Origin of the sequence: Pseudooceanicola lipolyticus (assembly GCF_002786325.1) — a bacterium.
Taxonomy (GTDB): Bacteria; Pseudomonadota; Alphaproteobacteria; order Rhodobacterales; family Rhodobacteraceae; genus Pseudooceanicola_C; species Pseudooceanicola_C lipolyticus.
In genome coordinates, this window is record NZ_PGTB01000142.1 from 1 (window position 1) to 9,991 (window position 9,991).

The following is a 9,991-nucleotide window of genomic DNA, read 5'->3' on the forward strand; positions in this document are numbered from 1 at the left end:
CGGACGTGGCCAACGCGCCCTCGGCCGAAAAGGCGATGGCCGAGGCCGGGCTGTCACCCGACCAGGTCACCGGCACCGGCCGCGACGGGCGGATCATGAAGGAAGACGTGCAGAAGGCGATCGCCGCCGGCAGTGCGGCCCCGGCTGCCCGTTCGGAACCGGCACCGGCACCGCGGGCACCGGTCCCTGCCGATGATGCCGCGCGCGAGGAGCGGGTCAAGATGACCCGCCTGCGCCAGACCATCGCCCGCCGCCTGAAGGACGCGCAGAACACCGCCGCGATGCTGACCACCTATAACGAGGTGGACATGAAGGCGGTGATGGACCTGCGCAGCGAATACAAGGACCTGTTCGAGAAGAAACACGGCGTGCGCCTGGGCTTTATGTCCTTCTTCACCAAGGCCTGCGTGCATGCGCTGAAAGAGGTGCCTGACGTCAATGCCGAGATCGACGGCACCGACGTGGTCTACAAGAATTTCGTGCATATGGGCATTGCCGCCGGCACGCCGCAGGGCCTGGTGGTGCCGGTGATCCGCGATGTCGACCAGATGTCCTTTGCCGAGATCGAGAAGGCGATCGCCGAAAAGGGCAAACGCGCCCGCGACGGCAAGCTGTCGATGGCCGAGATGCAGGGCGGCACCTTCACCATCTCCAATGGCGGCGTCTACGGCTCGCTGATGTCCTCGCCCATCCTCAACCCCCCGCAATCCGGCATCCTGGGCATGCACAAGATCCAGGACCGGCCCGTGGTGGTCGGCGGCGAGATCGTGATCCGGCCGATGATGTACCTGGCGCTCAGCTATGACCACCGCATCGTCGACGGCAAGGGCGCGGTGACCTTCCTGGTGCGGGTGAAAGAGGCGCTGGAGGATCCACGGCGGTTGTTGATGGACCTCTGATATGAGTGACGCGAGTGGCCTAGCAAGAAACTGGACAGACAGCCTGTCCGCTTTTTCGATAGGTGCGCTCGCGATTGCCTCCTTCACTGCCCCATTGAAAGTCGAAGGCTCGGCAGTAAGCGTCGATTTCGATGTTGTGTCAGAATACCGGTCTTACTTCGCGAACTTTGATTCCATCGAGACTGCGTTCGTAATGCTTATCTTGAGCGGAGTTTTTTTGGCGGTCGGCCAAGTCGTCACTCAATTCGGCGAGCTCTTGTCGATTTTAGCTGACATGCTTGCAGGCAATGACAGGCCTAGGGACAGAGTGAAAGCAGTAACTGAGAACCCTGTACTAGTCGAAATCTATCGATCAGCCTATCGGACTTTTCGTTTGCTATGTGGGTTTGGTGGATTGGTTTCGCTGATGGCATTTCGAGTTGTGTTCGATAGTCTTGTGGGACTGAGCTGGAAGGGCGGTATTAGTGGGATAGCGCTGTTCATATTCGGTTGGGTTATAGCTGGACGGTTTGCACGCTACTCATTCACCCATCTCGACTGGTTGATGTTTCGCAAAATTGACGAATGAAAGCATGACCCCCGAACTCACCGTCCTCACCCTCGCCGCGCTGCTGCAGGTCGTCCAGTTCGTGCTGATGGCGGTTCCCGCCAATCTCGAACTGGGGACCGGCAAAACCCTGGGCCCGCGTGACCCCGCGCGCCTGGGGAAACCGCTGGAGGAGCAGGCCAGCCCGGTGACCGGCCGCCTGTTCCGGGCGCTGGACAACCATTTCGAGGGGCTGATCCTGTTCTCCATCGCCTGCGTGACGGTCACGCTTTCGGGCCAGTCCTCGGCCCTCACCACCGCCTGCGCCTGGACCTATCTGGGCGCGCGCGTGCTCTATGTTCCCGCCTATGCCTTCGGCCTCAGCCCCTGGCGCTCGGTCATCTGGTTGGTGGGGTTTCTCGCCACCGTGCTGATGCTGCTCGCGGTGCTGATCTGATGCTTCTTCTCTTTGCAAATACTCCGGGGGAGCCGCCCGCAGGGCGGCGGGGGCAGCGCCCCCTTCCCGGCCAATAAAAAGGACCTGACCCATGGCAAGCTATGACGTGATTGTAATCGGCTCCGGACCCGGCGGCTATGTCTGCGCCATCCGCTGCGCGCAGCTGGGCCTGAAAACCGCCTGTGTCGAGGGGCGCGAGACGCTCGGCGGCACCTGTCTGAATGTCGGCTGCATTCCGTCCAAGGCGCTGCTGCATGCCTCGCACATGCTGCACGAGGCCGAGCACAACTTTGCCGCCATGGGTCTGAAGGGCAAAAGCCCCTCGGTCGACTGGAAGCAGATGCTGGCCTACAAGGACGACACCATCGGCCAGAACACCAAGGGCATCGAGTTCCTGTTCAAGAAAAACAAGATCGACTGGCTCAAGGGCTGGGGCTCGATCCCCGAGGCCGGCAAAGTCAAGGTCGGCGACGAGGTGCACGAGGCCAAGAACATCATCATCGCCTCGGGTTCCGAATCCGCCTCGCTGCCCGGTGTCGAGGTGGATGAAAAGGTGGTGGTCACCTCCACCGGCGCGCTGGAACTGGGCAAGATCCCGAAGAAACTGGTGGTGATCGGCGCCGGGGTGATTGGGCTCGAACTGGGTTCGGTCTACAAGCGGCTGGGCGCCGAGGTGACGGTGATCGAATATCTCGACGCGATCACCCCCGGCATGGATGGCGAGGTGCAGAAGACCTTCCAGCGCATCCTGAAGAAACAGGGCTTCGAATTCATCATGGGCGCCGCGGTGCAGAAAACCGAAGTCTCGCGCAACAAGGCCAAGGTGACCTACAAGCTGCGCAAGGATGACAGCGAACATGTGATCGATGCCGATACGGTTCTGGTGGCCACCGGCCGCAAGCCCTATACCGACGGGCTGGGACTGGAAGCGCTGGGGGTGGAGACCAGCCAGCGCGGCCAGATCAAGGTCGGCAAGGATTGGCAGACCAATATCAAGGGTATCTATGCCATCGGTGACTGTATCGACGGCCCGATGCTGGCCCACAAGGCCGAAGACGAGGGCATGGCCGCGGCCGAGCAGGTGGCAGGCAAACATGGTCATGTGAACTACGGCGTGATCCCCGGCGTGATCTATACCTGGCCCGAGGTTGCCAATGTCGGCGCCACCGAGGAATCACTCAAGGACGAGGGCCGCGTCTACAAGACCGGCAAGTTCATGTTCATGGGCAACGGCCGCGCCAAGGCCAATTTCGCCGCCGAGGGTTTTGTCAAGATCCTGGCCGACAAGGAAACCGACCGCATCCTGGGCTGCCATATCATCGGACCGGGCGCCGGCGACCTGATTCACGAGATCTGCGTGGCGATGGAGTTCGGCGCCTCGGCCGAGGATGTCGCCCTGACCTGCCACGCGCATCCGACCTATTCCGAAGCGGTGCGCGAGGCGGCACTGGCCTGCGGCGACGGGCCGATCCACTCGTGATCGCGGCGCGGGGATGTCGGTGAAGTCCGGTCGTCCCCGCCTGCTGCAACTGCTGATCGTGTTGTGGCTGGCAGCTTATGCCGCCTCGTTCCTGCAATTCGCGCTGACCGGCCTGGCCGGGGACGGGTTCACCCGTGGTCTGAACCGGGTCATGGCCTTCCTGGGGTGGCAGATCGGTGCCGGACTGATCGGATGTGCGATCTGGATCGCGGGCCGTGACCTGCCGCTGGGACGCGCGGGGCGCTGGTTGCTGCGGATCCCGGCCCTGCTGGCGCTGGCGCTGGCCACCGCGATCCTCGCTCTTGTCCTGTGGGCACGGCTGGCCCGGCCCGCCCCGGCGCCGCCAGAGCCTGCCCCGGTCACCATGCCGGTCACCCCATCGGATCGCTAAGCTACCACAGGGTTTCGGCCGCCCGCGCCGGCCAGGCCGCGTCATAGGCGGCGCCGCCTTCGACGCCGTCGGTCATTTCGTCCAGAATCTGCCCGACGGTGGGCAGATCATCCGGGGCGCCCTCGGCGCTCCAGGTCTGCGCCCGCATCAGCGCGCGGGCGCATTGGACATAGATCTCGGCAATCGCAATCACGATCACCGTCGCCGGCAACCGGCCCTTGTGTTCGAACCGGCGACGCAGCGCCGCGTCATCGGTCAGCCGTGCGGTGCCATTGACCCGCACCACATTGTTCGATCCCGGGACCAGGAACATCAGCGAAACGCGCCCGTCGGTCACGATATTGCGCAGAGTATCCAGCCGGTTGTTGCCGCGCCAGTCGGGCATCGCCAGGGTGCCGGGGTCAAGCTCGGCCACCACCGGGCCGTCATCGCCGCGCGGGCTGCCATCGGTGCCATCGGCACCCACCGTGCTGAGCATGCACAGACGCGACTGCATGATCCATTTCCGGTACAGTGGCGTCATCCGCCGCGCGACCTTGCTGATCGCGGCGCTGGCCACCTCGCCATAAAGCGCCTCAAGGCCCTCGGTTGTCTCAATCCATTGCATCTGCCGCAAACCCCGCTTCGCGCATCAGCGCCTTTGACCCGTCTTCGATCCGCTGTTCCAGCTCGGTCATGAACGCGTCGCGTGCCATCCCCGGCTGGATCGGCTCCAGAAACTCAACCACTGCCAGCCCCGGCTTGCGCAAAATCCCCTTGCGGGGCCAGAACAGGCCGACATTGGTGGCCGCGGGATAGCAGGGTTCGTCCAACTCGTCATACAGGATGCCGGTGCCGATCTTGTAGGGGCGGTAATCGCCCGGCGCCACGCGGGTGCCTTGCGGATAGATCACCAGCTGCCCGGGCTCGGCAAATTCGACGGCCACGTCTTTGACCATCTTGGCCAGCGCCCGGCCGCCCTTGCCGCGATCGACCGGGATGCAGCCGATGCGCTTGGCGTAAATGCCGATGATCGGGGTCCAGAGCAGCTCGCGCTTCATGATGAATTTCGGGCGCGGGACGGTGTGGAAGATCAGGATGATATCGAGGAACGACTGGTGCTTGGCGGCGATCATCACCTCGCCCTGCGGGATGGCGCCCCGCACCTCGGTGCGGATGCCAACCAGCCAGCGCGCCAGCCAACGCGCCCAGACGCAGAAGGTCTTGCAGGCCAGGATCGCACCGTTGCGCGACAGATAGGCCGCCGGGGCAAAGACCAGCCCCAGCACCCCCATGCCGAGATAGACCAGAAGGATGAACAGCAGCGATCGAATATACTGGACCGCCAGCGTCATCAGCTGAGTTCCTGCAGGCGGCGACGCGCGGCGATCCCGGTCGCCAGGAAGGCCACCACCGCGCCCAGCAGCGGGATCGCCAGTGGCACCAGCCAACCGGCCCCGACAAAGCCCAGCCCGGTCAGGAAGCCGCCGGCATCCGAGGCCTCGGGCAGCAGCGCAATGGCCAGCATGCCCAGCGCCATGCCCACCCCTGCACCGACCAGCGCACGCAGGGTGAAGCGGCGCACGAAGGCCTGCGCGATATAGCGGTCGCGCGCCCCGACAAGGCGCAGCACCTCGATCACCTGCGCATTGGCGGCCAGCGCCGCATTGGCGGCCAGCGTGATCATCGCGGCTGTGGCGCCGCCGATCAGCAGGATCGACACCAGACCCAGCCGCCTGAGGCTGGTCGCCGCCTCGACCAGCGGCCGGCGCCAGCGGGTGTGATCATCCAGCACCGCGCCTGGCACCTCGGCCGCCAGCCGCAGCCGCAATCCTTCCGCATCATAACCGGGCTCGCCCTCGATCACCTCGATCAGCTGCGGCACCGGCAATTCCTCGATCGGCAGGTCGGCGCCGAACCACGGCGCCAGCAAGGCGGCCTGTTCTTGATCGCTGAGGGCGCGCACGCTGGCCACGCCGGGGGTCTGACGCAGGATCTCCAGCGCCGCCCGGGTCTGGGCCGGGCGCTGGTCGGCGCTGGCACTGATGCGCAGCGTGGCGGCGCGCGCCAGCTCATCAGCCCAACGGTCGGCCAGGCGGCCGGCGGCCAGCGACAGGGCCAGCGCGAAAACCGCAAGAAAGGCCATCGCCCCCGAGGCGAACAGCGTCAGCTGGGCGGTAAAGCCCGAGGGCGGCACCACCCGGTCGGCCTGGGCATCGCCCAGGAACAGGCTGCGGATCGTCCCCGCGCTCACAGGTCGGCCCCCGCCAGCTGCACCTGCCGGTTGCTGATGCGCAGCACCCGGGCCTGCACCTGGCTTTTTGCCGCCCGGATCAGCCCCAGGTCATGGCTGGCGATCAGCACGGTCTTGCCCATGCGGTTCAGCTCGACCAGCAATTGCAGCAGCCGCTGGGACATCTCCCAGTCGACATTGCCGGTGGGTTCGTCCGCCAGCACCAGATCCGGCGACATGATCACGGCCCGCGCCAGCGCCGCGCGCTGGCGTTCGCCGCCCGATAGTTCCGGCGGCAGCGCATCGGCGCGCGCCGCCAGTCCGACCCATTTCATCAATTCGCTCAGATTGCCGCTTTCGGCGCTCATGTCGCGGCCCGACACGGTGAGCGGCAGCGCGACGTTATCGGCCACCGGCAGGTGATCGAGGAAGCGGCAGTCCTGATGCACCACGCCGATACGGCGGCGCAGCAGCGCCATCTGATCGCGGCTGAGCGCCCGCATATCGGCGCCGAAGGCCCGCACCATCCCCGAAGACGGCAGCAGCGCGCCGTAACAGAGCTTCATCAGCGTGGTCTTGCCGGCACCGGAGGGGCCGGTGAGAAAATGAAACGACCCGGGCGACAGCGTGATCGACACGTCGCTCAGCAAAGCGCCGTCGCCATAGCTATAGCCCACATTCTCCAGCTCGATCACGCCCGACCCCCGCCCGTTCCGGACGTTTTGCCCGAGCCACGAAGCAGATTCAATGCCAAGTCGCAACGCTGAATGTGTTTCCCGCCCAGATTTCAATTGCCCCCTTTGCGCCACTGAAACGAATGCCTATTATCGTTTGAAAATAATTTACCGGGCAGATTTTAGGGACGGAGCGGCAGGATGCGGATCACTTGTCCGAATTGCGGGGCACAGTACGAAGTGCCCGACGATGTCATTCCGGACGAAGGCCGCGATGTGCAATGCTCGAATTGCGGCGATACCTGGTTTCAGACCCGGTCCGAACAATACAGCCTGGATGAGCTGCCCGAGGATGACTCCGACGCCGATGTCGCCGCCGACAGCCTGGCCGAAGCCGAGGCCGAGGCCGAGGACAGCCCGGACCCGGCCGAAGCCGAGGCCGCTGACGCCCCGGCCAAGGAAACCGGCAAACGGGGGATCGACCCGGCGGTGGCCAATATCCTGCAGGAGGAGGCCCAGCACGAGGCACGGCTGCGCGCCGCCGAATCCAGCACCTTGGAAAGCCAGGGCGATCTGGGCCTGGAATCGCTGCCCCCCGACGGCGCCAGCCAGCGCGCGCGCGAGGCGCGCGAGCGGATGGACCGCCTGCGCGGCCATCCCGACCCGGACGTAGCCGAAACCACGGCGGACACACCTGCGGAAGAGGTGCCGCGCAGCCGCAGCCGTTTGCTGCCGGATGTGGAAGAGGTCAGCTCGTCCCTGCGCCCTGACGAAACCGAAATGACCGCCGAAACCGCACCGGAAATCGAGGTCGATGAACCAGCGCGGCGGGGCGGCTTTGCCCGCGGCTTTGGCTTTGTCGTGCTGATCGTTGTGGTGCTGATCGTGGTCTATGCCAATGAGGGCACGATCGTTTCCGCCGTCCCGACGCTGGAACCCGGGGTCAGCGCCTATACCGATCAGGTGGACAAGCTGCGGATCTGGCTGGATGCGCGGCTGAGCGGTTTTATCCCGGAATAAGCTCTATCCCGCAATAGATCGCCGGCGCGGCCCGGGGGCCGGGCAGTCCCTGATCAGATCCGGTACAGGTTGCATGCGGGACGATCAGAAGCGATCCAGCAGGCGCTCCAGATAGTTGCGTTCCACGTCGGGGCGGTCGCTGTCGCCGCTGCGGCGGCGGATTTCGTCCAGCAGCTCGCGGGCGCGGCGATAGACATCCTCGCCCTGCAGCAGGTTTTCGTCGGTGCCGATCGAACCGTTGCTGCCCGCGTTGCGGCCCAGCGGGTCGCGGTTGCGCGCCCGTTCGCTGCCCTCGACGCTGCCCTGGCCCGGCTGGGACTGCTGCTGTTGTTCGGCCATCATCTCGCCCAGCGCACGCATGCCGTCGCGCAGCGCCTCCATCGCTTCGGATTGCTGGTCGATGGCATCGGCCAGGTCGTTGTTGCGCAGCGAATCCTCGGCCCCGTCCATCGCCCGCCCGGCCCGGTCGAGCGCGTCGCGCGCCGCATCGCCCTGCGGTGAGCCGGCACCGGGCAGGTTGCCCTGCTGCCGGTTCAGTTCCTGGCGCAGCTGGCGCTGCCGTTCGGCCAGGGATTCCTCGCTCGGCTCCCCCTCGCCTGCCTGGTTGTTTTCGCCCGATTGCGACTGGCCTTCGCCCTGGCCGCGCCCGCCGGGGCCGTCATGGGTCTGGCCCCGGCCCATGCCGCCGTTGCGGCCCTGATTGCCCTGGCTTTCACCGCTTTGCGCGTTGGGGTTGAACTGCTCCTGCAGGTCGCGGAAGGCCTGATCGCTCAGTCCCTGCTGTTCGCGCAGGGTCTCGGCCAGCCCCTCCATCGCCTGCTGGCCTTCCGACTGGCCGCCCTGCCCCTGGCCCTGGGTCACGCGCATGTTCTCCATCAGCTGCTGCAGCTCTTCCAGCGCCTGCTGCGCTTCGGCCATGCGGCCCTGCTCCATTAACTCCTGGATCCGGTCCATCATCCGTTGCAGGTCGTTCTGGGTCATCTGCATCGAATTCGGATCCTGCCCGCTATTGGGCTGGTCCGCGCCGTTTTGCTGTTCGCCGTTCTGCGCCTGGCGCGACAATTGGCGGATGTAATCATCGGTGGCGCGGCGCAGTTCCTGCATCAGCTCGGCAATCTCCTGATCGCTGGCGCCATTGCGCATCGCCTCGCTCAGCCGTTCCTGCGCCCGGCGCAACCGTTCCAGCGCATCGCTCAGGTCGCCTTCCTCCAGCAGGATGGCGAGGTTCCACAGCGCCTCGGCCAGTTCCTCCTGCTGGGCCGCCTTCAGCCCGTATTCGGTCATGGTTTCCAGCCGCCGCAGGATCACCCGCAGCCGCAGATAGGCGGTTTCCGAGCGGAAAATGTCATCGGGCTGGTGCGAGATCGCCCGCAGCATCTGCGCCACACGCGGGGCATTTGCCCGCGCCCATAGCAGGTCACGCCGCTGTTCGATCACCGCCGCGGCCAGCGGGTCGAAGAAGCGCCGCGCCGGCAGAGTGGCGGCATAGGTTTCGGCGCGCCGGCTCTGCCCGGCGGCATCCTCGACCTCCAGAGTGAAGGTCACCGGCAGATTCGCCCAGGGATGTTTGGAGAAATCCTCGATCAGGGTCTCGGTAAAATCGCGCCGGTCGCCGGCAATCGGCATCGGCAGCGGCACGGTGACTTCGTCGCGCGGATCGGGATCGACCGCCAGCCCGTGGCGGCGATCGACCGTTGCCAGATCCAGCGCGATACGCGCCTCGCCGGCGACGACACCGTAATCGTCAGTCGCGGTGAAGGGCAAATACATCTGGCCCATCGCCTCGGCCTCGGCCGCGCCGGATACCGCCACCTCGGGCGCGGCATCGGGGATCACCGCGACCTGCCAGGTCTGCCCGCCCGGCCCGTCGATGCGCAGTTCGCCATCCTGCACCACCCTGAAATCCTGCGACGGATCCGAGGCGGAGGGCAGCTCACCGATCCGCCCCGACACCGTTTCGGCCAGCGTCAGCGCGCCGATGTCGCCGTAAAACCGCAGGGTGATGCGGCTGCCCTGCACGATGTCCAGGACGTCGCCCTCCACATCGCCCAGATAAATCGTCGGCTTGCCGGTATAGCGCGGCGGTTCGATCCAGCCCTCCCAGGACGGGCCGCTGGCGGCCTCGGCGCTGCCCGGCGCCATGTCGCCAACCGATCCGACCCGCCAGATCGATCCGAAGATCAACGCCACCGTCAACGCCAGCAGCGCCACATAGCGCAGCGCGAAAGGATCGCGCCGGGCGATCCGCAGGTCGGGTTTCGCCGGCCTGGCCCCGGCCGCGCGCGCCGCCATGCGATTCTGATGCGCGCGCCAGACGGCGGCCGAAGCCGCG

The 9,991-nt window shown here is 65.9% G+C and carries 11 protein-coding genes; 6 read left to right on the plus strand and 5 right to left on the minus strand.

The window, feature by feature from the left end:
• From odhB to CVM52_RS20595, 5 genes are all read left to right on the plus strand, one after another.
• Positions 1–899: 2-oxoglutarate dehydrogenase complex dihydrolipoyllysine-residue succinyltransferase (gene odhB / locus CVM52_RS20575; RefSeq protein WP_100164289.1), on the plus strand; the 899-nt coding region annotated here is incomplete at its 5' end.
• Between the two features lies 1 nt (position 900).
• Complete coding sequence (locus CVM52_RS20580; protein WP_100164290.1) at positions 901–1,467, plus strand: hypothetical protein; 567 nt, start codon at positions 901–903, stop codon at positions 1,465–1,467.
• A 4-nt stretch (positions 1,468–1,471) separates the two neighbouring features.
• Positions 1,472–1,882, plus strand: a complete 411-nt coding sequence (locus CVM52_RS20585; RefSeq protein ID WP_100164291.1) for an MAPEG family protein — start codon at positions 1,472–1,474, stop codon at positions 1,880–1,882.
• Between the two features lie 91 nt (positions 1,883–1,973).
• Positions 1,974–3,362 carry a dihydrolipoyl dehydrogenase gene (gene lpdA / locus CVM52_RS20590; RefSeq protein ID WP_100164292.1) on the plus strand — a complete coding sequence of 463 codons (1,389 nt, stop codon included), beginning with the start codon at positions 1,974–1,976 and terminating at the stop codon, positions 3,360–3,362.
• Between the two features lie 13 nt (positions 3,363–3,375).
• Positions 3,376–3,753, plus strand: a complete 378-nt coding sequence (locus CVM52_RS20595) for a hypothetical protein (protein ID WP_100164293.1) — start codon at positions 3,376–3,378, stop codon at positions 3,751–3,753.
• Between the two features lies 1 nt (position 3,754).
• Here CVM52_RS20595 and CVM52_RS20600 read toward each other — a convergent pair whose 3' ends face one another.
• The 4 genes from CVM52_RS20600 to CVM52_RS20615 are packed head-to-tail and all read right to left on the minus strand — an operon-like array spanning position 3,755 to position 6,660.
• The gene (locus tag CVM52_RS20600; protein ID WP_100164294.1) at positions 3,755–4,360 is read right to left on the minus strand and encodes a pyridoxamine 5'-phosphate oxidase family protein; all 606 of its coding nucleotides are present in this window, start codon (positions 4,358–4,360) and stop codon (positions 3,755–3,757) included.
• Positions 4,347–5,087: a lysophospholipid acyltransferase family protein gene (locus tag CVM52_RS20605; RefSeq protein ID WP_100164295.1), complete on the minus strand. Its 741-nt coding sequence runs from the start codon at positions 5,085–5,087 to the stop codon at positions 4,347–4,349. The genes CVM52_RS20600 and CVM52_RS20605 overlap by 14 nt, the downstream gene beginning before the upstream one ends.
• Positions 5,087–5,986, minus strand: a complete 900-nt coding sequence (locus tag CVM52_RS20610) for a cell division protein FtsX (protein WP_100164296.1) — start codon at positions 5,984–5,986, stop codon at positions 5,087–5,089. The genes CVM52_RS20605 and CVM52_RS20610 overlap by 1 nt, the downstream gene beginning before the upstream one ends.
• Positions 5,983–6,660 carry a cell division ATP-binding protein FtsE gene (locus CVM52_RS20615; protein ID WP_100164297.1) on the minus strand — a complete coding sequence of 226 codons (678 nt, stop codon included), beginning with the start codon at positions 6,658–6,660 and terminating at the stop codon, positions 5,983–5,985. The genes CVM52_RS20610 and CVM52_RS20615 overlap by 4 nt, the downstream gene beginning before the upstream one ends.
• A 180-nt stretch (positions 6,661–6,840) precedes the next feature.
• Here CVM52_RS20615 and CVM52_RS20620 point away from each other — a divergent pair, with 180 nt between their 5' ends.
• Positions 6,841–7,659 (plus strand): zinc-ribbon domain-containing protein, encoded by an 819-nt coding sequence (locus tag CVM52_RS20620; RefSeq protein WP_100164298.1) that lies wholly within the window; start codon positions 6,841–6,843, stop codon positions 7,657–7,659.
• A gap of 84 nt (positions 7,660–7,743) precedes the next feature.
• On the opposite strand, the gene CVM52_RS20625 is transcribed toward CVM52_RS20620, so the two are convergent.
• Positions 7,744–9,991 (minus strand): TIGR02302 family protein (locus tag CVM52_RS20625; RefSeq protein ID WP_100164299.1); only part of this gene is annotated, 2,248 nt, incomplete at its 5' end.

What these genes read in the sequence shown, in the direction of transcription:
- CVM52_RS20580 (WP_100164290.1), top strand. Translation starts at nt 901, where the DNA reads ATGAGTGACGCGAGTGGCCTAGCAAGAAACTGGACAGACAGCCTGTCC.
- CVM52_RS20585 (WP_100164291.1), top strand. Translation starts at nt 1,472, where the DNA reads ATGACCCCCGAACTCACCGTCCTCACCCTCGCCGCGCTGCTGCAGGTC.
- lpdA (WP_100164292.1), top strand. Translation starts at nt 1,974, where the DNA reads ATGGCAAGCTATGACGTGATTGTAATCGGCTCCGGACCCGGCGGCTAT.
- CVM52_RS20595 (WP_100164293.1), top strand. Translation starts at nt 3,376, where the DNA reads ATGTCGGTGAAGTCCGGTCGTCCCCGCCTGCTGCAACTGCTGATCGTG.
- CVM52_RS20600 (WP_100164294.1), bottom strand. Translation starts at nt 4,360, where the DNA reads ATGCAATGGATTGAGACAACCGAGGGCCTTGAGGCGCTTTATGGCGAG.
- CVM52_RS20605 (WP_100164295.1), bottom strand. Translation starts at nt 5,087, where the DNA reads ATGACGCTGGCGGTCCAGTATATTCGATCGCTGCTGTTCATCCTTCTG.
- CVM52_RS20620 (WP_100164298.1), top strand. Translation starts at nt 6,841, where the DNA reads ATGCGGATCACTTGTCCGAATTGCGGGGCACAGTACGAAGTGCCCGAC.